This is a genomic window from Bacillus cereus group sp. RP37 (assembly GCF_040459695.1).
GTDB lineage: Bacteria > Bacillota > Bacilli > Bacillales > Bacillaceae_G > Bacillus_A.
On record NZ_JARVHP010000001.1, the window covers coordinates 131,799 to 156,918 of the forward strand.

Below are 25,120 nucleotides of genomic sequence, written 5' to 3' on the forward strand. Positions count from 1 at the left end.
AGGCGTACTTTGCCTCGGAGGAAGGCGCGAAGCCACCGAGTATTCTAGCCGCTGGAGCTGGACATAAAGAAAAGCGGAAGCGGACTTTCGTTTTTAAGTAAAAGGCAATCACACGATGTTGTGATTGCCTTTTTGTATGGGGATAATAAAAAATAAAATTTTATCAAACAAAAGGAGAATTTGCGTCGTCTTATATAAATGACAGGAGGTTTCCGATGGAAGAAAAGGTAGAAGAATTAATTGATATATAAGCAGCAAATATATTCCTTATGCTATAAATTAGCGAAAACGAAAGAAGATGCAGAAGATATTTTTCAAGAGACTTGGATAAAAGTTTTTTCCTCTAGGCACCAACTTTCTTGTGTGGAAAATTATAAAAAATGGATTACTACAATTTGTGCTCGTACATTTTATGACTTTTATCGTAAGAAGAAAAGGTGGAAAGATCGCGTATTGGATTTATTTCATAAAGAGGATGGTGGAGAAATAGATTTGGCAGATGAAGTGAATATATCAGAAAAATTTATTCAAAAAGTAGAAGCGGAAATGATACGGGAAGTTATACAGTTATTGAATGAAAAATATAAAACTGTGCTCGTACTCTACTATTATGAACAATACTCTTATAAAGAAATGAGCGAAATATTAAATATACCGATTGGCACGGTGAACTACCGCCTTAATTATGCGAAGAAGCAAATGCGGGAACATTTGGAGGGGTTCGTTTATGACGGAAGATAAGTTTGATCAGAAGATAAAAAGTAGCTTAGCGGGAGAGATGATTCCAAGCGAAGAGCTAATAAATAATACGAAGCAGATTGTGCGAAATGCTCAAAAAATAGAGAAGAGATGGGTTATATGTATTCATGCTATTTGGATGATTGTATTAACTGTCACTCTAGAGCAGTTCGTTAGTCATTTGGATCATAAAATATCTGTCATTATAACGATAGTTATTGTGATGCACCTATACATTCCTATATATGTTGTCATACAGTCATTTTTAAAGAAGGAGTATAAATTACATGATAGAGTTCGCTAATCCATTTGTAGTAATTGAGATAGCTGGGATTGCAATGTTTTTGGCTTTTATAACACTTTTAGTATGTGTAGTATCATGGGTGTATACAGATGCAAAAATGCGTGGAATAAGTAAGTGGTGGAGTGTTATAGCGATTGTATTGCCATTTTTTATTGGAGTTTTGTTATATATGGTACGAAGAAGTAAAAGGAAAGTAGAAGGAGAACATGCGATGAAGGGTATGAAAAAGCAAAAAATAACGCTGGTTGTGATATTTGCAAGTGCAATGCTTGTATTACTTAGCGGCTTTGCTTTCGTTCAAACGTTAGATGATATGTGGAGAGCTGGTGATATATATTTAGAAAATGAGAAGCAAGGGGAGACAAGTTACGAGGCAAAATTCTCATCATGGGATATTGCTGGGAAAGATATTGAACTTGAGTATGCAAAAGATACAGAAGTAACATTTTCTTATGAGACGGATGCAAAACGTGGGAATTTATGCTTTAGCTTGTATGAAAGGCAAGGAGAAGGAATAAGAGAGTTAAAAGAGATCTGTGAATCGAAAAAAGGTACTTTTAAAGCTGCATTAAAAGCGAATGAAAAGTATGTATTTAATATAAGTGGTGTAATGGTGAAAGATGGTTTTGTAAAAGTGAATTGGGAAACAAAGTAAAGGGCCTTGAGAAAGGCCCTTTATTTTATCGGATTGTATACGTAACCGAAAAGCTAACAGGACTATAGTAAACGTAAGGTGCATGAAACTGAACGTACATATTTCCATCTGTTTTTGCAGTGAAAATTCGGCCGTAACCATCAGAATAACGTCCAATAAGTTTATGATTTGAGTCATAAACACTGTAACTAGGAGTTTTGCTGTTAGGTTGAATTGTTAGTTCCTGTCCTTTTTGAAGGAAAACAGGTTCTTGTTCAGAACTACTTCCAGTTTGCAAAGAATAAAATTTTGTAAAGCTTTGTTCTTGAGTAGCGGCAGCCGCCTTTGTTTCAGGAATAAACGCGGTAGCACCAGTAATTCCTGCTAAAGTTAACGCACCGGCTAAAATCATTTTTTTCATAGTAAAGAAGCCTCCTTATTAGTTGTAATCATTTTTGTTACAGTTAATATTGTATATGATAATGAGTGGGAGGAAATATGCTTTTATGCATATATGTATTTTCTCAATAAAAAATCACCACTTTAAAGTAGGTGATTTTTGTTATAACTAATTGTTTTTTTCTTTTGGACTGACAAAAGAAGACGGATAAAGGCTTTATATCTGTTTTTTTTTAAAATTAATTTGTATTGAGAAATAGAAAAGTGCAACCTGAATTATTTGTATATTTTTAATGAGGATATAGATGTTATCACTTTTAAAAGAAAGGTGGCTTTTTCTGAAAAACCTAAACATATAATGTTGTGTAAATTAAGGAGAATTATATGAGGGTGGTCAACCTTAGCCAGAATATGATATGTAAAATAGGATAATTGGTTAACCTAAAGATGCCTTATAATAATGAAGTAAAAATGGGGAGCAACAATTAACTATTGATTTTTGGTAACAATTCTAGAATAATAGACTATGGAAAAAATTTGTTGTTTTTTGGGGGAATTACGAAAAAAGGCATGTCTGTATTATTTATTGATGAAATGCTAATAGGGAATGTTGTAATTGCTTTAAATCATGTTATTACAATCAAGGTAAGTGTACTTAAAATTATAATCTATCTAACAACTGAGTAGGTAATCCTCAAAACTTCTTATTTAAGGAGTCAAGGATTTGGTGCTAATCAACTTGATTTTTTAGATTCGATAAAAATAATGAGGAGATATACAGCTCTTATTTTTGATTTAACATCATTTATATATATATTAATACATAAATGTATATAAGTATATATAAATATTTTATTATTCGTAAAGAAATTAAAAATTTTTAGCGGATAGATGATATGTAGGTTTATTTTAATTTTTTGACATAGCTCTAGAATCAGATCCATCAGGAGAAACCCTTTTTCTCGACACCCATTTATATACTCCAAAAATGAAAAGACTGATTCCCGTATTTCTGCAAAATTCACATGAAATCAGTTGAAAATCACAATCGTTTTTAGTTACCCCAAAACTTGTTTCACTTTATTCAGATTTGGAGAATATTTCTTTTATCTTCATAGACAAATAATACTTCGTCCGTAATATTTTAATCATATAGCGCTGATGTTAAAATGTTTTTTGCATCAATTTATTTCGGTATTTAACTAAATATCAAATGTTTTAATACATGGACATTGTCAGCCGTACTTATGATGACAGAAAGCTTATCTTCTAATGATATCCTGTAAAATATGAGTATTTTAACTCGTTCCACATTTATAAGCTTTTTTGCTGGTATGCTGAATGCGACTATAATCCGTAATTTTCGTTATTTTTCAGAACGATAAGTATGGAAGTTGATAGGATGCATATTTGCTGTGAAGTAGTTAGTCTATATTTGCCCGCACTAAAATCTTTTACACATAGAATAATCATTTTATAATCCCTAAGGCACAAAAAGAAGAATGGTTGTCATGAGTTTCGTCTGGAATGCATTTTAAATCATTTTTTCCTGATTTTAAATGTATTCCAGTATCTGTCGCCTATATGTATTTATTATTTAAACTTTTTTGTCAAAGTTTATCTATGTTCCTATTAAAAAATATAGGTCAAAAGTACATAATTGTAGGCGTGTCGAAAATGTTAGATACACTTATAAAAAATCAAGTTTCAAGTTGTTAAGTAGTAGTGAAGGGGGGAAGAGAAATCATAATAGCTATTAAAAATACGTAGGTGAAATAGTTGGATAATAGAATTTTCATCATAACATGTTTGTACCAGAAACTATTTATATTTTAAATTATGAGGAGGCTAACATAAAGTATGTATTTAAAGAGAATAACTTCTATTTTTTCGATTATAATGATTTTCATGTTTACTATAGGTCAGAGTCTTTTACCTATAGTAGCAAACGCACAAGAATTAAATACATTAGGACTTGTGGATAGTTTTAAGATTGATAAAACAGATCTTTCTATCGGACAACGGACTAAAGTAACTATAAACTTCAGTGAAAAAGATAGTCTTAAGCTGAAGTCTGGAGACACACTAACATTAACACTGCCTCCAGAATTAAAAGGATTAAATACAGAGTTTCTATTAGATGATTATGGTACTTGTAAAGTCACTGCAGGTACTGTGGTATGTACATTTAATGATAAAGTGGGTACACATCAAAATATTAAAGGGTATTTAAACTTTTTTGTGGAAGCTGCTAATGTAGGAACGGATGAAAAGAAAGAGATTGAAACCGATTTCGGTACAAATGTAGATAAGCAATCTGTAACAATTACCGGCCCAAGCAGTGGTGGGGGTACAGATCCTGGAAAGCCACCATTTTTTTATAAAACTGGTGATATGAACTCAGGTAAGAGCGATGAAGTACGTTGGTTCTTGAATATAAACTTGGCTAAAGAAGAGTTAAGTGGTGATATTGTTGTGACTGATAATTTACAGGAAGGTCAAACACTTAATAAGGATAGTTTCTATATAATTGTAGATGATTATATAGGTCGTCGATCTTTAACGCTACAAGAGCTTGAAAAGCAAGGTTACGGAACGATTACCTTTACTGGAGACAAATCATTTAAAGTTGTGCTTAATAAGGATAAAGCGCGTCTTGCCTCCTTTTCGATTGGTTATACATCTACTATAACGGAAGCTGGGAAGAAGCAAGAGTTTTTTAAGAATGATTATACGATTGATTACCAAGTTCTAAACAAGGAACCAGTTAATGAATCGGGTACTCATCCAGTCGAAAATATGACAGCTGGCGGTGGTGCTGAAGGTAACGTGACTCCAAAAGGAACACTAAAAATTGTGAAGCATATTGAAGGGGATGAAGAAAAAGTAATCCCAAATGTTTCGTTTAAGTTGTATAAAGAGCCTGATGAACAAGTTGGAGATGTATATAAAACAGATGAAAAAGGGATAATTGAAATCCCTAATTTACAACCAGGTAAATATTATGTGAAAGAAGTTTCAGCTCCAGACTATGTTGATTTCGATCCTCAAGCAAAAGTAATTTTTGAAGTTAAATCAGATGCTGTAAATGGAGTTAAGTTGCCAATTCCGAATAAGGTGAAAACTACATCTATTGCAGGGACGAAGACGTGGAAAGGCGATAACGAGAAAGACCGTCCAAGTTCAATCAAAGTAGAGTTACTACAAAATGAGAAAGTAGTAGACACGAAAGAAGTAACAGCGGCAGATGGTTGGAAGTACAAATTTGACAACCTACCAGCATATGATGCAAATGGAGTAGCATACAAGTATGAAGTAAAAGAACAACCGATAGATGGATACACAACAGAAGTAAATGGTTATGACATTACAAATACAAAAGTGGTACAAACAACTAAGGTAGAAGGAACAAAAACATGGAAGGACGGAAATGCGCAAAGTCGTCCAACGATGATTAAAGTAGACTTACTACAAAATGGTACAGTGATTGCGACGCAAGAAGTGAGCGAAGCAACAGGATGGAAATATGAATTTAAAGATTTGGTAATAAACGATGTAGCCGGAACAGCATATAAGTATGAAGTGAAAGAACAACCGGTAGATGGATATGAATCCAAAGTAAATGGTTATGACATCACGAATACAAAAGTAGGCAAGACATCAGTTGCAGGAACGAAGACGTGGAAAGGTGGCACAGAGGAAGAGCATAAAGCCATCAAAGTAGACTTACTACAAAACGGTACAGTGATTGCGACACAAGAAGTCAGCAAAGAAACAGGTTGGAAGTATGAATTTAAAGATTTAGTAGCGTTCGATGCAAATGGAAAAGCATACAAGTATGAAGTGAAAGAACAACCGGTAGATGGATACGAATCCAAAGTCAATGGTTATGATATCACAAATACAAAAGTAGGCGAAACAAAAGTAGAAGGAACGAAAACATGGAAAGACGATAACGCGAAAGATCGTCCGGAAATGATCAAAGTAGATCTTTTACAAAACGGTAAAGTAGTAGATACAAAAGAAGTAACAGCGGCAATAAATTGGAAGTACACGTTTGAAAAACTTCAGGCATACGATGCAAACGGAGCAGCGTACAAGTATGAAGTGAAAGAACAAGCAGTACCAGGATATGAATCCAAAGTAAGTGGTACTGATATCACAAATACAAAAGTAGGCGAAACAAAAGTAGAAGGAACGAAAACATGGAAAGACGATAACGCGAAAGATCGTCCGGAAATGATCAAAGTAGATCTTTTACAAAACGGTAAAGTAGTAGATACAAAAGAAGTAACAGCGGCAACAAATTGGAAGTACACGTTTGAAAAACTTCAGGCATACGATGCAAAGGGAGCAGCGTACAAGTATGAAGTGAAAGAACAAGCAATACCAGGATATGAATCCAAAGTAAGTGGTACTGATATCACAAATACAAAAGTAGGCAAAACAAAAGTAGAAGGAACGAAGACATGGAACGACGGAAATGCAACAGACCGTCCGACAATGATCAAAGTAGACTTACTACAAAACGGGAATGTGATTCAAACACACGACGTACTAGCAGTAATGGGTTGGAAATATATATTCTCAGATCTAGAAGCATATGATGCGGAAGGAAAGGCTTACGAGTATACAGTGAAAGAACAGCCAGTACCAGGATATGAATCCAAAGTAAGTGGTACTGATATCACAAATACAAAAGTAGGTCAAACAAAAGTAGAAGGAACGAAGACATGGAACGACGATAACGCAACAGATCGTCCAGAAATGATTCAAGTAGACCTTTTACAAAATGGTACAGTGATTGCGACGCAAGAAGTAAGCAAAGTAACAGATTGGAAATATGAATTCAAAGATTTAGTAGCGTATGATGCAAATGGAGTAGCGTACAAGTATAAAGTGAAGGAACAACCGATAGCTGGATATGAATCCAAAGTCAACGGTTATGACATCACAAATACAAAAGTAGGCGAAACAAAAGTAGAAGGAACGAAAACATGGAAAGACGATAATGCGAAAGATCGTCCGGAAATGATCAAAGTAGATCTTTTACAAAACGGTAAAGTAGTAGATACAAAAGAAGTAACAGCGGCAACAGATTGGAAGTACACGTTTGAAAAACTCCAAGCATACGATGCAAACGGAGTAGCGTACAAGTATGAAGTGAAAGAACAGCCAGTAGCCGGATATGAATCCAAAGTAAATGGTACTAACATCACAAATACAAAAGTAGGCAAAACAAAAGTAGAAGGAACGAAAACATGGAAAGACGATAACGCGAAAGATCGTCCGGAAATGATTAAAGTAGACCTTCTACAAAATGGTACAGTGATTGCGACGCAAGAAGTAAGCAAAGCAACAGGCTGGAAGTACGAATTCAAAGATTTAGCAGCATACGATGCAAATGGAGTAGCGTACAAGTATAAAGTGAAGGAACAACCGATAGCTGGATATGAATCCAAAGTAAATGGTACTGACATCACAAATACAAAAGTAGGCGAAACAAAAGTAGAAGGAACGAAAACATGGAAAGACGATAACGCAACAGATCGTCCGGAAATGATTAAAGTAGATCTTTTACAAAACGGTAAAGTAGTAGATACAAAAGAAGTAACAGCGGCAACAAATTGGAAGTACACGTTTGAAAAACTCCAAGCATACGATGCAAACGGAGTAGCGTACAAGTATGAAGTGAAAGAACAGCCAGTAGCCGGATATGAATCCAAAGTAAATGGTACTAACATCACAAATACAAAAGTAGGCAAAACAAAAGTAGAAGGAACGAAAACATGGAAAGACGATAACGCGAAAGATCGTCCGGAAATGATTAAAGTAGACCTTCTACAAAATGGTACAGTGATTGCGACGCAAGAAGTAAGCAAAGCAATAGGCTGGAAGTACGAATTCAAAGATTTAGCAGCATATGATGCAGAAGGTAAGGCATACAAGTATGAAGTGAAAGAACAAGCAGTACCAGGATATGAATCCAAAGTAAGTGGTACTGATATCACAAATACAAAAGTAGGTCAAACAAAAGTAGAAGGAACGAAGACATGGAAAGATGATAACGCAACAGATCGTCCGGAAATGATTAAAGTAGACCTTTTACAAAATGGTACAGTGATTGCGACGCAAGAGGTAAGCAAAGCAACAGGTTGGAAATATGAATTTAAAGATTTAGCAGCATATGATGAAAATGGAGTAGCGTACAAGTATGAAGTGAAGGAACAACCGGTAGCAGGATATGAATCCAAAGTAAGTGGTACTGATATCACAAATACAAAAGTAGGCGAAACAAAAGTAGAAGGAACGAAAACATGGAAAGATGATAGCGCGAAAGATCGTCCGGAAATGATTAAAGTAGACCTTTTACAAAACGGTAAAGTAGTAGATACAAAAGAAGTAACAGCGGCAACAGAATGGAAGTACACATTTGAAAAGCTCCAAGCATACGATGCAAACGGAGTGGCATACAAGTATGAAGTGAAAGAACAGCCAGTAGCAGGATATGAATCTAAAGTAAGTGGTACTGATATCACAAATACAAAAGTAGGTCAAACAAAAGTAGAAGGAACAAAGACATGGAAAGACGATAACGCGAAAGATCGTCCGGAAATGATTAAAGTAGACCTTTTACAAAATGGTACAGTGATTGCGACGCAAGAGGTAAACAAAGCAACAGACTGGAAATACGAATTCAAAGATTTAGCAGCGTATGATGAAAATGGAGTAGCGTATAAGTATGAAGTGAAGGAACAAGCGGTGGTTGGATATGAATCCAAAGTAAATGGTACTGACATCACAAATACAAAAGTAGGCGAAACAAAAGTAGAAGGAACGAAAACATGGAAAGACGATAACGCAACAGATCGTCCAACAATGATCAAAGTAGACCTTTTACAAAATGGTAAAGTAGTAGATACAAAAGAAGTAACAGCAGAAACAAACTGGAAGTATACGTTTGAAAAGCTCCAAGCATATGATGAAAATGGAGTAGCGTACAAGTATGAAGTGAAGGAACAACCGGTAGCAGGATATGAATCCAAAGTAAGTGGTACTGATATCACGAATACAAAAGTAGCGAAATTGACAGTAGAAGGAACAAAAACGTGGAACGATAACCAAGCAACAGATCGTCCAAGCTCGATTAAAGTAGACCTTTTACAAAATGGTAAAGTAGTAGATACAAAAGAAGTAACAGCGGCAACAAACTGGAAATATGCATTCGCGGATTTAGAAGCATATGATGAAAATGGAGTAGCGTACAAGTATGAAGTGAAGGAACAGCCGGTAACGGGATACGGATCTGACGTACACGGTTATGACATCACAAATACGAAAGTAGGCGAAACAAAAGTAGAAGGAACGAAGACATGGAACGATAATAACGCAACAGATCGTCCGACAATGATCAAAGTAGACCTTTTACAAAATGGTAAAGTAGTAGATACAAAAGAAGTAACAGCAGAAACAAACTGGAAGTACACGTTTGAAAAGCTCCAAGCTTACGATGCAAAAGGTAAGGCATATAAGTATGGAGTGAAAGAACAGCCAGTAGCTGGATATGAATCCAAAGTAAAAGGTTATGACATCACGAATACAAAAGTAGGCGAAACGAAAGTAGAAGGAACAAAAACGTGGAACGATAACAATGCAACAGATCGTCCACGTTCGATTAAAGTAGACTTACTACAAAACGGTAAAGTAGTAGATACAAAAGAAGCAACGGCGGCAACAAACTGGAAGTATACGTTTGAAAAACTCCAAGCATACGATGCAAACGGAGCAGCGTACAAGTATGAAGTGAAAGAACAGGCAGTACCAGGATATGAATCCAAAGTAAATGGTACTGACATCACAAATACAAAAGTAGGCAAAACAAAAGTAGAAGGAACGAAAACATGGAAAGACGATAACGCAAAAGATCGTCCGGAAATGATTAAAGTAGATCTTTTACAAAACGGTAAAGTAGTAGACACAAAAGAAGTAACAGCGGCAACAGAATGGAAGTACACATTTGAAAAGCTCCAAGCATACGATGCAAACGGAGTGGCATACAAGTATGAAGTGAAAGAACAGCCAGTAGCAGGATATAAATCCAAAGTAAAAGGTTATGACATCACGAATACAAAAGTAGGCGAAACAAAAGTAGAAGGAATAAAGACGTGGAAAGACGGAAATGCAACAGACCGTCCGACAATGATCAAAGTAGACTTACTACAAAACGGGAACGTGATTCAAACACAAGACGTATTCGCAGTAATGGGTTGGAAATATACATTCACAGATTTAGCAGCATATGATGCGGAAGGAAAAGCTTACGAGTATACAGTAAAAGAACAAGCAGTATCAGGATATGAATCCGAAGTAAATGGTACTGACATCACAAATACAAAAGTAGGCGAAACAAAGGTAGAAGGAACAAAAACGTGGAACGATAACAATGTAACAGATCGTCCAAGTTCAATTAAAGTAGATTTACTACAAAACGGTAAAGTAGTAGACACAAAAGAAGTAACAGCAGAAACAAACTGGAAGTACACGTTTGAAAAGCTCCAAGCATATGATGCAAACGGAGTAGCGTACAAGTATGAAGTGAAGGAACAACCGGTAGACGGATACAAATCCGAAGTGAAAGGTTATGACATCACGAATATAAAAGTAGGCGAAACAAAAGTAGAAGGAACAAAAACGTGGAACGATAACAATGCAACAGATCGTCCACGTTCGATTAAAGTAGACTTACTACAAAACGGTAAAGTAGTAGACACAAAAGAAGTAACAGCAAAAACAAACTGGAAGTACACGTTTGAAAAGCTCCAAGCATACGATGAAAATGGAGTAGCGTACAAGTATGAAGTGAAGGAACAACCAGTAGCTGGGTATGAATCCAAAGTAAAAGGTTATGACATCACAAATACAAAAATCAAGGACGAGCCAAATGTAGATCCAAAAGATCCAAGTACAAATCCGAAAGATCCAAGCACAGATCCGAAAGATCCAAGCACAGATCCAAAAGATCCAAGTACAGATCCGAAAAATCCAAACACAAATACAGGCAACAATAGCGATTCAAAAGTTCCACCTACTACAGAAAATGATAAGCCAACATTACTTCCTAACACAGGAGGAACATCAGCAGGAATGAGTTCAATTCTTGGAGGTATGGTATTGTTCCTTTTAGGTGGAATCCTACTCGCTCGTCAGCGAATTAAATAATAAAAAAGCTTTAGATTATTGATTACACTGTAAACTGAGTAGCTGACAAATTAAAAAATTACTATTGATATTGCTCCCTTTAGGTAAGTATTCAAAAACACTTCACAATAAGGTGAAGGGAAGAATGCAGCCTGAAGGGTTTTTTTTATAGAAAAAAGGGAACAATTTCAAGGTGGACTCAATCAGTGGCTCTAAAACGATAACAAAACCGTTTTTAAGAAGCCCATTATCATTGGACCATAAGCTTAGAGCGTGGTATCTCATGTAATTTAAGGTCAATGCTATGTTTCATTAAGTTTTTGATGAATGCATAGCCATTTTTATGGCTAATTTAGAAATAGCATATTGTAAAGCTTTGTTCTTGAGTAGCTGATGCAACGTTTATTTTAGGAATGAAGGCATTAGTTCCTAAAGTTCAAGTTAACACAACTGCAAGAGCACCTTTTTATAATTGAAAAACCTTCTCATTAGATGTAATCAATAGTATTTAAATTTTTTATTCTACATAATGCTATGTGATTGATATCTTTTATTTATATATTACGATTTTAATTATACACCATAATACCATGTAATGAATATGCTTTTATGCATATTTATTTTTTCTTAATAAACAGCCACCGATTAATCGGTGGCTTGAAATAGTATTAAGCGGCTTTCTCTCCTGTTTTTACGGTGGAATGAAGGCTATTATAGATGCCTGTACCAATAACCTCTAATGCCATTTTCATACGTTCAGGTGAAATGTTCTCAAATACGTTATCTTGAGGTGTGTGATATACCTTCTCGATATGATAGATTAATGGATTCCAGCTATCGACACCCATCCAAATAAATAGAGCGGCAGGAATACCAACTTCAGCAAATGGTACGTGATCACTAGAGCCGAATTTTCCTTGCAGTACGAGGTCATTATTTAACTGTTTACCTGCTTGCAAGGCTGCGTCTGTTACAAGGTTTGGAGAACCGTTAGGCGTCATAACATATAAATTCTTTGCCTTATCGTAATTTGTTGCAACCATGTCTGCGTTAAAGACACCTAAAATTCGATCGCGTTCTTTTTGGGATAGACTATTAACGTAATAATCGGAGCCAAGTAAGCCAGTCTCTTCAGAACCAAAAGCAATAAAACGAATTTCTTTATCAGTTTCTACATTTTGAAAAGCACGAGCTAACTCTAATACTAATCCTGTACCAGAAGCATTATCGTTTGCTCCAGGTGCTCCAACTACACTATCATAGTGCGAACTTACAACGACAGCTTTTTCATTACCTGTACTGTTTTTTGGTTTCTTTTTAGCGATGACGTTTAAGGATTTTAAATTAGATTCATGTCTCGCTTTTAGGGAAAGAATTGTTGTCCCTTTTTTAGCGATTTCTTCTTTAAATGCATTTCCTTGCGCATAAGCAAGACCAAAGACAGGAATAGATTGCTTTTTCGTTAGGCGGGGATTGAAGGTTTGTCCATAATTTCCGCGTCCACCAATTAAACTGTATAAAAGAACACCTTTTGCTCCTTTGCTAACAGCATTTTCAACTTGTTTATTGTAGTCTGCTACTGTTGTTCCCCTTTCAAATAGAACAATCTTTCCATTTACTTCATTTGGAATATCCTCTAATTTTGTCCCACCTTGAACAAAGATAAGAGGAGCTGTAACAGCTTCTGTAGAAATTAGTGCGTTAGGAGCAGCGCCAGCTTGCCAATTACGCTTTGTGGATAATGGGGATTCAATAAAGCCAACGTACTGATCTGGCACTTGAAATGGTTGATAGTCTACTTCATAGCCCATTGATTTAAGTTGCATACCAACGTAGCGAGAAGCCCATTCTTCTGATTTTGTCCCACCAGGGCGAGGACCAATTGTTTCGGATAAGAAACGGATGTGTTCGATGGCGCGGCTTGCATCAACTTGTTTTGTGATAGGTGAAGTCTGTGTGATTTCTGACGTGGAATCAGCTTTGGCTTGTCCAATTGGAGCCAAGCTAACAGCGAGTGATACAGCAAGCAAAGAGCTTACTATTTTTTGTTTTAAAGATTTTTTCATTTTTTCCTCTCCTATTCTTCTATTCTCTCTGACTGACAAAAGAAGACGGATAACGACTTTATTTTACCTTTACATTTTTTATTTTTCAATATTCTGACATTGAGAAATAAAAAATACTATATGCATATTTGCATATTTTTGGTGGAGATATGTATGCTATCATTTTAAATGAAGGTTCGCTTTCTGCTTGGAAAGCTCCTACATTGCATGAATCTAGTGTACCCAAACTTTAGATTATGTAGAGAAAAGAATCCACTGTAGGGTTTCTTTTCTCGTGTTTGAATCATGTGATGATAAATATGTTTCCGCATTTCATAATTATCATCAGTGATATATGTAAGGCATCCATATGAAAATAAGAGGCTGTTCAATGGTTTTCCGTACTTTTGGGCAGCCTCACCCCGTTAAAAAGGTGGTGCCTTGATGCACCACCTTTTATTTATATAAATTTTTGCATACCTAAAAGTAATAAAAAATAGCCGTTTGGTAGGTTTCTGCTACCAAACGGCTATTTTTTATATTTCTGTTAAAATAATCGGTTCGCCGCGTGTTACGACAACTGTATGTTCACATTGTGCAACAAGGCTTTTATCAGGTGTAACGAATGTCCAACCATCATCGCCGCGCTCAATAATGTGATCAGCTTTCATAGAAATGAATGGCTCTACAGCGATAACAAGACCGTCTTTTAGAAGTGCATTATCCATTGGGTCAAAGTAGCTTAAAATGTGGTTTGGTGCTTCATGTAAGCTAAGGCCAATACCGTGACCAGTTAAGTTTTGAATCACATTGTATCCATTTTTATGTGCGAAGTTTGAAACAGCACGACCAATTTGATTTTGCTTTGAACCAGCTTTAACCTTTTTCATTGCTGCCCAAAATGCATCAACAGCTGCTTGGCAAAGCTTTTCTTTTGCTTCATCTTCTCCAAGTACAAATGAAATACCTGTATCTGCATAATAGCCATCAAGTGCAGCAGATACGTCGACGTTTACTAAGTCGCCGTCTTTTAATACACGCTCTCCTGGAATACCGTGAGCAACTTCTTCGTTTACACTGATGCAAGTTACGCCAGGGAAATCATATTCTTTTTCAGGTGCAGAAATAGCACCATGCTCATCTAATACTTTTTTACCGATCAAATCTAGCTCTTTCGTTGTCATGCCTGGCTTTGCTTGTTTTTTCATTTCTTCACGTGCAAGCGCAACGATGCGGCCGATTTTTCGTAAGCCTTCTAAGTCTTGTTCATTACGAATAATCATGAAAACCACTGTCCTTCCTCGAATATATATCTTATCCGATTGTATCATGTTTATTTTCGTCCTGCTACTCGCTTGCGGTATGCGGATTGATTCCTCTCACAAAGAATACATGACAATTGTCATATCGATGTTATGACGCATCATACTGTTTCCTAACTTTTCCAACACATACAATGTAAATATAAGAAACAGCGGGGGTGGAGAGATGGAAAAGATTATTGAAGTAAATGGTGTTTCTAAAACATTTAAACATAAAAGTGCAGTAAATAATGTTTCATTTCATGTAAATAAGGGGGAAATCGTAGCACTACTTGGACCGAATGGTGCAGGGAAAACGACGACGATGTCGATGATGCTTGGATTAAAGGATCCGACGGAAGGAACTGTTTCTATATTTGGAAAGAGTCCCAAACATAGAGATGTTCGTAATAGCCTCGGTGCGATGTTACAAGAAGTAAGTGTCATTGATAGCATTACAGTGGAAGAGGCAATTGAGTTATTCCGTAGTTATTATACAAATCCGGTAGCGAAAGAAACGTTGCTACAGTTATCAAATTTAGAATCGGAGCGAAAGCAAAGGTGTGAGAAATTATCAGGTGGGCAAAAAAGAAGGTTAAACTTTGCACTCGCACTTGCAGGTAATCCAGATTTGTTATTTTTAGATGAGCCGACAGTTGGAATGGATATTACGTCTCGAAGAACGTTTTGGGAAACAATTCGAAAGTTAGCAAGTGAAGGGAAAACAATTATTTTAACGACACACTATTTAGAAGAAGCGGATGCGTTGGCGGATCGTATTTTATTGTTTGCAAACGGAAAGATTATCGCAGATGGTACACCAGATGCGATGAAGGCGACGATTTCGCGAAAAACTATTACGTTTTATTCGAAGGAAAGTATTCCTGCAAAATTACTAAAAGAATTACCAAACGTAACAGAAGTACAGTCAAACGAAGGGCACTTCACTTTAACAACTGAAGATACAGATGCAACTTTAAAAGCAATTTATCAAAAGAACTTACCTGTAACAGATGTTTCGGTCGAACGTGGAAGCCTTGATGAAGCATTTGAACAGTTTGTCGCAAATCAGAAGGGGGAAATCGCATGATAGCGTTTTTGATGCAATGTAAGATGGAGATATTACGTACGTTTCGCAATAAATTATTTATCTTTTTCTCATTACTAATGCCAGTTATGTTTTACTACATTTTCACAAATGTTGTTCAAGTGCCACAGAACGGGAATGAATGGAAAGCTCACTATTTAATTTCTATGACTTCATTCAGTATTATTGGAACAGCACTTTTTAGCTTTGGTGTTCGTCTTTCTGAGGAAAGACAAAAAGGTTGGGCACAACTGTTGAGAATTACACCTTTGCCAGAAGGGGCATATATTTCTGCGAAAATTGTTTCACAAACAGTAGTAAATGTGTTTTCAATCGTAGTTATTTTTATAGCAGGTATTTTAATTAATGATGTTCAGTTAACGTTTGGTCAATGGATAGGCGCTGGTTTATGGCTATTACTAGGTGTAACACCATTTTTAGCGCTTGGATCGATAGTCGGTTCTATTAAAAAGGTTGATGCAGCAGCGGGTTTAGCAAATATTTTAAATATGTGTTTAGCAATTCTTGGTGGTCTATGGATGCCGATCGAAGTATTCCCGAAAATATTAAGATCTATCGGTGAATGGACGCCAACATACCACTTCGGAAGCGGTGCATGGGACATTGTAGCTGGAAAATCAGTTGGTTGGGAAAATATCGCGGTATTAGGAGGTTATTTCCTTATATTTGTTGTAATATCAATATATATAAGAAAAAGACAGGAAGCGGTATAAATGATAGAGAAGAAGAGGATTGAGATTTTTCCGAAACATATGGGTTTCTTCCCGTATATGTGGTTCGTTTATCTGTTATTTCCAATTTACCATTTAGTGCAGTCGTCAGGGTGGAAGCTTGTAATTGGAAGCGGTATGTTGATAGTTTTTATCATCACATACCGTCAGCTTTATTTTGTACAGAGGACGTTTGTTTTTTGGGCATGTGTTCAAATGGTACTCATCTTTTTATTTGCTTTATTTTACAATCCTTTCATGATATTCTTTGGCTTTTTCACGGCAAGTGCGATGGGATTTACGCCAAATAAGAAAGTGTTTCGAGTGCTATTATGTTTGTTGGTTATTATGCTTGGGGCATTTTTATTTATAAATATGAATCAACTAACGACTACAAGTTTAGTAAATATCGTTCCGATGTTTATTTTAATGCTCCTTACGCCATTTGGAATGCGTAATTTTAATCAGAAAAAGATGTTAAGAAATCAATTAAACGAAGCGAATGAGCAAATTAAAGACTTAGTAAAACGTGAAGAACGTCAGCGGATTGCAAGGGATCTTCATGATACGTTAGGGCACACGTTATCACTCATTACTTTAAAAAGTCAGCTTGTGGAGAAGTTAATTGTAAAAAATCCGGAGCGTGCAAGTGTGGAAGCGAAGGAAATTACACAAACATCTCGTACCGCTTTAAAGCAGTTAAGGGAATTAATTTCTGATATGCGCATGATTACAGTAGAAGAAGAGCTTGAGCAAATAAAAGCGATCTTACAAGCTGCTACTATTGAATTAGAAATAAAACAAGAAACAAGTGCAAGTTCGTTATCACCGATTGAACAAAATATTTTAGGAATGTGTTTACGTGAGGCTGTGACGAATGTTGTAAAGCATAGTAAGGCGACGCATTGTACAGTTTCTGTACTAGAATCACAAGGTGAATTAATTTTGACGGTAGAAGATAATGGAGTTGGCTTAACGGATCAAAACCATGATGGAAATGGCATTCGTGGTATGAAAGAGCGTATCGCTCTTATTGATGGATTTGTTGAACTGGGTACGATTAATCCAGGGACACTATTAACAGTAAAAGTTCCAGTTGTTATTCGAACAGGAAAAGATGAGGTGAGGGCATGATTCGAATTATTATTGCAGAAGATCAGCGGATGCTTCGTGGTGCATTAGGGGCCCTGCTTGATCTAGAAGATGATATTGAAGTAATTGGGCAAGCTGCGAACGGGGAAGAGGCGCTAAAATTAATTGAATCGTTAAAACCGGATGTAAGCATTATGGATATCGAAATGCCGATTCAAAGCGGATTAGATGTTGCGGAAACGTTAAAGAAAGAACAATCAGCATGTAAAGTAATGATTTTAACAACATTTGCACGCCCTGGATATTTTGAACGGGCAATGAAAGCTGGCGTGCACGGATATTTATTAAAAGATAGCCCAAGTGAAGATTTAGCTGCAGCGATTCGTAATGTGATGAAAGGAAAACGAGAGATCTCTCAAGATTTAATGTTCGGCTTATGGCAGGAGCAAAATCCATTATCGGATCGCGAAAAAGAAGTATTGTTACTTGCGAAAGAAGGAAAGACGGCAAATGAAATTGCGAAGGCACTTTATCTTTCACCTGGTACAGTACGTAATTATATTTCTGAAGTATTAACGAAGCTTGATGCGAAAAATAGAATTGAGGCAATTACAATTGCGGAGGAAAAGGGATGGATATGAAAAGAAGTTTACCTACGAGTGGTAAACTTCTTTTTTTTATAAATAAGTATTTCAATAGAGAGTTTCGTCGCAGTCGCATCGCTTAGAATTTGAAGTATATCGCGTAATTTAGATTTTACTTCATTTTTCGACAAAAAATTTGTTATAGTAAGATTAGGTTGTTGGTCTAAATTTTGGACAACTTTACCACTAACAGTTGTAATTACTCCATTTTTATCTACTTTTACAATAAAATCTGGGCAATATACTTTGTAATTTTTGTAAGTTTGTGCAAGGTGAACTTCGGTTTGATTTTCTTTTGTTTCTTTATTTGTAGGTTGGGAATCTACATTCATTTCAGTTGTCACTCACTCTTGTTGAGCTTTAGCCTCGTTTATCTCACCCTTTAAATACTTTTTCGCCATATAGTTTTGTATCATTTTGAGGTTGTGTTAATTTTTAAATCATTAAACTAGGCTGAGTGATTTCAACTTTTACTTCATTTCTATTTAGTTCTTGGGTGTGAATAGCTTCTGCTGATAAAGGATAAAGAAGACCGAATGTAACGAAAGCATGGGCAAATTTTCTATAATTTATCTATAAAATTACTAGTCTATTATATTATGTGAGATGGATTGTATGAAAAATTTGCCGAATTTTATATATATTATGCATTATTTCATATCAAAAATTGTCGAATTCACATTATTGTAGTGGTATGACAACTTAAAAAATTAGATTGTTATAATGGGATGGTGAGTAAGTATGCACGCAGAAAAACTAGGAAGTGAAATTAAGAAAATTAGGATGATGAGAGGATTAACACAAAAGCAGTTATCCGAGAACATATGTCATCAATCAGAAGTGAGTCGAATTGAATCGGGCACGGTATACCCAAGTATGGATATATTGCAAGGCATTGCAGCGAAGTTACAAGTTCCCATTATTCATTTTTATGAGGTACTCATTTATTCTGATATTGAGAGGAATAAGCAGTTAAAAGATCGAATTATTATGCTTTGTAAGCAAAAGAAATATAAAGAAATTTATAATAAAGTATGGAATGAGTTGAAAAAGGAAGAATATCATCCTGAGCTGCAGCAATTTCTTCAATGGCAATATTATGTAGCTGCTTACATATTGAAAAAAATCGATTACGAATATTGTATTTTAGAATTAAAGAAATTGCTCAATCAACAATTGGCAGGAATAGATGTATATCAGAACCTTTATATTGAAAACGCAATTGCAAACATTTACGCTGAAAATGGCTATTTTAAGAAGAGTATTGAGTTATTTGAAAATATATTAAAACAATTAGAGGCATTACATGATAATAAAGAGTTTGATGTGAAGGTGAGACATAATCATGCAAAAGCATTATACTTAGACAATCAATACGAAGAAGCGCTTTGTCACGCAAATAAAGCCATTGAACTATCGTGTCGAATTAATAGTATGACATTGATTGGACAGTTATATTATCGAAAAGGTGAATGCCTAGAAAAGCTCGAGTGTGATAGAGCAGAAATTGAAGATGCTTACGAAAAAGCGTGCTTCTTTTTCGATATATTAGGAAACCATACGTTAAAGGAATCAATTATAAAAAAAATGAATAAATAAAAAAACAAATATGCATAATTGCATAAGATGTGGATAAATTTTCATGATATATTTAAAGAAAAAATGCGGGTGATGGAATATGAAGAAACTACTTATTGGTAGTCTATTAACGTTAGCGATGGCATGGGGTATTTCATTAGGAGATACAGTTTTAGAGAAAAATCAAGTAATTTCTTATAATGATCAAGAGATACAAGTAGCTTCAGATGTACCTTTTGAGTATTAAAAAACAACCGTCTTACTTAGACGGTTGTTTTTTTGTGGAGTAACATCCAAACATCCTTACTAGAAACAGGTTTGCTAATAAAGAATCCTTGAATGTGGTCACAGTTTTGTTCATATAAAAACTTCCATTGTTCTTCCGTCTCTACACCTTCTGCAATAACTTCTAAATTTAATTCTTTTGATAGTGTAATGATGGAAGAGATAATCGCTTCCTCTAAAGGGCTAGTTGTAATGCCGCAAATAAACTCTCGAGCAATTTTTAATGTGTTGATTGGATATTTTGTTAAATAAGCTAAAGAACTATAACCAGTTCCAAAGTCATCGATTGAAATTTGAATACCGAGATTTTGAAGCTGTTCTAACTTTGCCACTACAGATTGATTTTGATTAATTGCGATACTTTCTGTAATTTCAATATCTAATGCTTCTGGTTTTAGCTCTGTTTCTTCTAATACTTTTGAAATGGTTGGGATTAAATCTGCATGGTTAAATTGAACAACAGATAAATTCACACCAACTTTCAAGTGAGAAAAACCTTGATTATGCCATCTTTTTGCCTCTAAGCAAGCGGTACGTAAAATCCAATTTCCAAGTTCAATAATAAATCCTGTTTCCTCCGCTAGCGGAATGAACTGGGCAGGAGATACGATTCCGAGTTTTGGATGCTTCCAACGAATTAATGCTTCAAAACCGATAATTTGTTTTGTTTTTGTGCTTACTTGTGGTTGGTATTCAAGGAAAAATTCATTTTGTTGTAGTGCTTTTGAAAGTTCTCCTTCTAAGAAGTTACTCTCATTTTGAGCAATACTCATTTCTTTTGAGAAGAAAACGAATCTGTTTTTTCCATTTGCTTTTGCGCGATACATAGCCATATCAGCATTTTTCATTAATTCTGTTACATCTGTTCCATAATCAGGGTACATTGCAATTCCGATACTCGGTGTAATAGACAGTTCTTCATCTTTAATGAAGAACGGTTTGTTTAAAATGGTTAAAATCTGTTCAGCTATAAATATTGCACTCTTTTCTGAGTACATATCTGGTAATAGAATTGTAAATTCATCTCCGCCTTGGCGAGCAACGACATCCTTTGAACGCAAGCAACTGCGTAATCTTTTTGCTACTTCAATTAATAATAAATCACCGACGTCGTGACCAAGTCTATCGTTAATTTTTTTGAATCGATCTAAATCAAGGAACATGACGGCAACATCATTTGCGCTAGTTTGAGTTGTATTTAAAATATTTTTTAAGTCTTTTTCAAACTTTCGGCGATTTGGTAATCCAGTAAGTGAATCATGAAAGGCTAAATGTTCTACTTGTTTTTGTTTTTCATATAAAGTTGTAATATCACGTGCTATGCCGAACATCCCAACAACTTCTTTGTTTATGAAAGTAGGGATGAGTGTAATGTGAAGGTAATAGTAATAGCTTTCTTTTTCTTTTGTGCGAACTTCTAAAGTTTGTGGTCTACCTTCTGTTGTCATTTGTAAAGCTTTCTTTAGTAGATCATGGTCTTTTGAGTCAATAAAGTGTAGAAGAGAATAGCTTTCTACTTCACAATAGTAGGCAGTAAATAAGCTTTCACATGCTGTATTGGATTGTTGGAAAATACCATTCATATTTAAAGAAAAAACGGCATCAGGATGATCTTCGAATAAAGATTTATAGCGTTGTTCACTCTTTGATAACGCAGATGCACCTTCTTCTACTTTACCTTCTAGTTGTGTAGTCAACTGTTCGTATGTATCGATTAGTGCTTGATTATCTTTCCACATGTAAAGTTGTCGTAGGAATAATAAGATGAGTGATAATACGAGACCGATTAACATGAACTTATCATCCCAAGGTTGAAAGACAATGAAAGAAAAAGTAATGATTATACTAAAGTAAGGTAATATAAAGCGCACATAGTCAAATCGATAATACTTCGTTTTCGTTTCATGCTGCATTGGTTTATCCACAATGTATAGTATGGACGACAAACCAATTAATAAAATTGAAGCAGTATGTATTAAGTAAGAGACTTCAGAAGAAGTTTCTATCCCTGCGTTTAATTGGAACAGATGTATATATCCGTACACAAGTATGATAGTAAAGCCGATAATTAATGAGATTCTGCTAGAAGAATATTGTTCTCGTCTATATAGGCTAATAACGGCGTAAATTACTAATGCTTGTGCAATAAAGTATCCAATTAAAACCCAGTGATCGGTTGTTAACATACGAAAGCTTGAAAGGTCCAAAATAAAAGTTAAGGTAAAATAAATATTCATGATAACAATAAAGATGCTATCGAATGAAAATTGAGCAAGACCTCTAATAGAGTAATGTTTTATGAATTTGATAGCAAACCCAGAAAAGAGCAAAATATATTGTATGATGAAAAAAGGTAGTGCCTTATATGAGAATATGACTTGATCATATATAGAAAGTGAATGAAGAAATAAAGTTATCTCCATAGTTAGTCCGCATATGCAAGTGCATAGTAATAAAACCCAAAATAATTTATCAGTATGCTTCATTTTCTTAATAGCTTTATATAAGCAATAGCAAGAAAAGAGCGCGGCAAAACAAAATAAGAAGAGAATTCCAATTTCTTTTATATTCAAGTCCTTAGGGATCAGAAATATCCAAAGAGAAAATATAACTATATACATTATGACAAATTGTACATATTTTTTTTGATTAATCATATTATGACTCCGTTTCAATAAATTTGAATCGCAGGTGGAAAATGCTAACTCCAATCATAGCATATAAAATAGGGTGTTTTTTACTATAAAAATTACTTTTTTTGAAAAAAATAGCGCAAGATTACAATTTACCATTGTAATGTTGCGCCATGTATTCTTTTTATCCCTCTTATAGAGGATAGTTCACGTATTAATTGCAGCATTGCTAAATCTTTCTGTTTACTTTCAATCATAATATCGAAATTGTGATTGTTTTTTTTTGCAATGTGTAAGAAAGGTTTAATAAAATCTAAATCAATATATTCAGCATGAGCCCTAAATTCTTTTTCTGATTTAGGGGAGGAAATGTGAACTTTAGGAGGGATATTTGTATGTGACCAAGTTTCAAAAATTGCAGGAAGTAACTCTTCTAGCGGTTCCTCGCAAGGGTTTGCCATGTGATGGTGATAATCAAATACGAATGGGACCTTTTCTTTTTGACAAATAGATAGAGTTTCAGCAGTTGTATATGTTTTATCATCATTTTCAAGTGTCATTTGTTTTTTTATATGTGCAGGAAGTTTTTTTATGTTTTCATGGAAACGTCCAATGGCTTTTTCTTTATTTCCATAGGCACCCCCTACATGGATGTTAATATAAGAAGTATCTGCAACTCCTATTGCATCTAATACTTTATAATGATAGATCATATCTATAATAGCGTTAGTTGTAATATGTGGTTTATCACTTGTAAATAGCGTAAATTGATTTGGATGAAAACTTACTCGTAAATTGTGTTCTTTAATTAATGCCCCAATTTTACGCCAAAGCGGTATAAATGCCCCGATATAATCAAATTCAACTTCGGGATGTGTTGCAAGTGGGACAATGGAAGATGACAAGCGATATAACGGAATTTCATGCGCTATATTGTAATGAAGAATACGTATTGTATGCTCAAGATTTTGCTTTGTAACATCGTATAGTTTATCTTCTCGCTCTTGTTTACTGAGCTTTTGAAAGCTTGTAAATGTCATCGTTTTAGCCGGAGAGCAATCCCAGAGTGCCATTGCATGTGAGACATATCCGAACCGCATAATCATAATGAACGCATCTCCTTTATTCATTATCTTTCCTATAGGAAGAAAGCAAGTATCGTTCCTACCCATTCTTTTCCTCTATCAATAAGAGAATGCGGGCTAACATCTTTAAAGGAAAGTAATGACGCGTTTTCTAGATCTTCATGGAATTTGTTTTTTACTGTTTGTATAAAAGGTTTATCATATAAAAGACAGTTGATTTCATGGTTAATATATAAACTTCTCATATCAAAGTTTGCAGTTCCGATATCACAAATATAATCGTCCGCTATAATAACTTTAGCGTGAAAAAAACCTTGTTGAAATGCGTAAATATTACACCCGGCTTGTATTAACTTTCGGCAATACGGGAATTTCGCTTCTCGAACAAGGGCGTGATCAGCTTTTTCTGGAACGAGAATCGTTATTTGAACCCCACGTTTTCGTGCTTGTAATAATGCGTTCATAATTTTTTTTCCAGGAATGAAATATGGTGTACCGATAAAGAGTTCTTCTTTCGTATTTTCAATTAAGTCTAAAAAAGTATGTTGTAAATATGCCCCATCGGTTGGAATAAATTGATGTAGAATGATTCCTGGTTGTTGCTTAGGAAAATAAATAGGTGAATCTAATAAATTTTGACCCGTATCGTCGAGCCAATCATGTAAAAATTGCTTTTGTAAATCTTGTACTCCTTCGCCTGTAAGACGTAAATGATAATCGCGCCATAATCCTAATTTTTGATTATGCCCTAAATATTCTTCTCCAATATTAAATCCGCCAATATAACCAATTTTCCCGTCAATAACTGTAATTTTTCTATGGTTTCTTTGATTTGCAGAAAAGAAAGGAAAAGGAAATTTCACTTTGTGACAAAATGAAAAAGAGACACCATGTTTTTGTAGGGAGCGAATGTCCTCGTTTGATAAATGATGGCTCCCAAATCGATCGAGTAAAAGTCTTACTTCAATTCCTTCCTGTGCCTTAACGATAAGTAGCTTTAAAAATTCCCGACTAATCTTATCGTTTTTTACAATGAAGAACAAAACGTGCACATGGTGTTTCGCTTGTTTTATATCAGTAAATAGGGCGTCATACAAATCTTTTCCGTATGTATAAAGGTGAAAATCACTTTGGCGTAAAGGGAAAGTACGAGAGCGCACACGTTTTAAATGAAGAAGCCTCCCATATAAAAGGTCAATTGTGATCCAAAGAGTAACGCATATTAACAAGAGAGATACGAAGAACATGAGTGAATTCCCTCCTTTGCATTCTTTTCACCTTCACTTTTCCGGCTAATTAAAGTTTCACTTTATAGTTTCACCGAAATAAACAGCTTTATGAAAAAATATGTTGTTGTATAACAAAA

Annotated in this window: 15 protein-coding genes and 2 pseudogenes; 10 read left to right on the forward strand and 7 right to left on the reverse strand. The window is 35.1% G+C overall.

The features are described from left to right. Window positions 1-215 precede the first annotated feature (215 nt). From QCI44_RS00650 to QCI44_RS00660, 3 genes and pseudogenes are all read left to right on the forward strand, one after another. Window positions 216-741 (forward strand): annotated as a pseudogene (locus QCI44_RS00650) (RNA polymerase sigma factor). Further along, window positions 728-1,042 carry a hypothetical protein gene (locus QCI44_RS00655; protein ID WP_016085437.1) on the forward strand — a complete coding sequence of 105 codons (315 nt, stop codon included), beginning with the start codon at window positions 728-730 and terminating at the stop codon, window positions 1,040-1,042. Before QCI44_RS00650 ends, QCI44_RS00655 begins: the two are co-directional and overlap by 14 nt. Next, on the forward strand, window positions 1,026-1,697 hold the full coding sequence (locus QCI44_RS00660) for an ABA4-like family protein (protein WP_353810964.1): 672 nt from the start codon (window positions 1,026-1,028) through the stop codon (window positions 1,695-1,697). Before QCI44_RS00655 ends, QCI44_RS00660 begins: the two co-directional genes overlap by 17 nt. Before the next feature lie 25 nt (window positions 1,698-1,722). Here the strand turns inward: QCI44_RS00660 and QCI44_RS00665 are convergent, their stop codons facing one another. Then, window positions 1,723-2,097 carry a hypothetical protein gene (locus QCI44_RS00665; RefSeq protein WP_016085439.1) on the reverse strand — a complete coding sequence of 125 codons (375 nt, stop codon included), beginning with the start codon at window positions 2,095-2,097 and terminating at the stop codon, window positions 1,723-1,725. Between the two features lie 1,838 nt (window positions 2,098-3,935). Here QCI44_RS00665 and QCI44_RS00670 point away from each other — a divergent pair. Then, entirely contained in the window at window positions 3,936-11,294 is a 7,359-nt protein-coding gene (locus QCI44_RS00670; protein WP_353810965.1) for a Cna B-type domain-containing protein, read from the forward strand. Between the two features lie 647 nt (window positions 11,295-11,941). Here the strand turns inward: QCI44_RS00670 and QCI44_RS00675 are convergent. Both QCI44_RS00675 and map read right to left on the reverse strand, forming a co-directional pair. Continuing rightward, on the reverse strand, window positions 11,942-13,339 hold the full coding sequence (locus QCI44_RS00675; RefSeq protein ID WP_016085443.1) for a M28 family metallopeptidase: 1,398 nt from the start codon (window positions 13,337-13,339) through the stop codon (window positions 11,942-11,944). A gap of 515 nt (window positions 13,340-13,854) precedes the next feature. Next, window positions 13,855-14,649 (reverse strand): type I methionyl aminopeptidase, encoded by a 795-nt coding sequence (gene map / locus QCI44_RS00680; protein WP_016085444.1) that lies wholly within the window; start codon window positions 14,647-14,649, stop codon window positions 13,855-13,857. A 157-nt stretch (window positions 14,650-14,806) separates the two neighbouring features. On the opposite strand from map, the gene QCI44_RS00685 reads away from it, so the two are divergent. The 4 genes from QCI44_RS00685 to QCI44_RS00700 are packed head-to-tail and all read left to right on the forward strand — an operon-like array spanning window position 14,807 to window position 18,170. Next, complete coding sequence (locus QCI44_RS00685) at window positions 14,807-15,709, forward strand: ABC transporter ATP-binding protein (RefSeq protein WP_071743637.1); 903 nt, start codon at window positions 14,807-14,809, stop codon at window positions 15,707-15,709. Then, window positions 15,706-16,440 (forward strand): ABC transporter permease, encoded by a 735-nt coding sequence (locus QCI44_RS00690; RefSeq protein ID WP_088084628.1) that lies wholly within the window; start codon window positions 15,706-15,708, stop codon window positions 16,438-16,440. Before QCI44_RS00685 ends, QCI44_RS00690 begins: the two co-directional genes overlap by 4 nt. Then, the gene (locus tag QCI44_RS00695) at window positions 16,441-17,571 is read left to right on the forward strand and encodes a sensor histidine kinase (RefSeq protein WP_071743638.1); all 1,131 of its coding nucleotides are present in this window, start codon (window positions 16,441-16,443) and stop codon (window positions 17,569-17,571) included. It abuts the gene before it with no gap. After that, window positions 17,568-18,170, forward strand: a complete 603-nt coding sequence (locus tag QCI44_RS00700) for a response regulator transcription factor (protein WP_016085448.1) — start codon at window positions 17,568-17,570, stop codon at window positions 18,168-18,170. Before QCI44_RS00695 ends, QCI44_RS00700 begins: the two co-directional genes overlap by 4 nt. 29 nt (window positions 18,171-18,199) lie before the next feature. Here QCI44_RS00700 and QCI44_RS30605 read toward each other — a convergent pair. After that, window positions 18,200-18,746 (reverse strand): annotated as a pseudogene (locus QCI44_RS30605) (M4 family metallopeptidase); the annotation flags it as partial. 168 nt (window positions 18,747-18,914) lie between these two features. On the opposite strand from QCI44_RS30605, the gene plcR reads away from it, so the two are divergent. Together plcR and QCI44_RS00715 are read left to right on the forward strand one after the other, a co-directional pair. Beyond that, window positions 18,915-19,772: a transcriptional regulator PlcR gene (gene plcR / locus QCI44_RS00710; RefSeq protein ID WP_353810966.1), complete on the forward strand. Its 858-nt coding sequence runs from the start codon at window positions 18,915-18,917 to the stop codon at window positions 19,770-19,772. A 79-nt stretch (window positions 19,773-19,851) separates the two neighbouring features. Beyond that, window positions 19,852-19,998, forward strand: a complete 147-nt coding sequence (locus tag QCI44_RS00715; protein ID WP_000734736.1) for a quorum-sensing peptide PapR — start codon at window positions 19,852-19,854, stop codon at window positions 19,996-19,998. 16 nt (window positions 19,999-20,014) lie between these two features. On the opposite strand, the gene QCI44_RS00720 is transcribed toward QCI44_RS00715, so the two are convergent. From QCI44_RS00720 to cls, 3 genes are all read right to left on the reverse strand, one after another. Then, window positions 20,015-22,693, reverse strand: coding sequence for a DUF4084 domain-containing protein (locus tag QCI44_RS00720; protein ID WP_088084625.1), 2,679 nt, complete (start codon window positions 22,691-22,693; stop codon window positions 20,015-20,017). A 128-nt stretch (window positions 22,694-22,821) separates the two neighbouring features. Beyond that, window positions 22,822-23,775, reverse strand: a complete 954-nt coding sequence (gene uvsE, locus QCI44_RS00725; protein WP_116363634.1) for a UV DNA damage repair endonuclease UvsE — start codon at window positions 23,773-23,775, stop codon at window positions 22,822-22,824. 32 nt (window positions 23,776-23,807) lie between these two features. Continuing rightward, window positions 23,808-25,001, reverse strand: coding sequence for a cardiolipin synthase (gene cls / locus QCI44_RS00730; RefSeq protein ID WP_088084623.1), 1,194 nt, complete (start codon window positions 24,999-25,001; stop codon window positions 23,808-23,810). Window positions 25,002-25,120 lie beyond the last annotated feature (119 nt).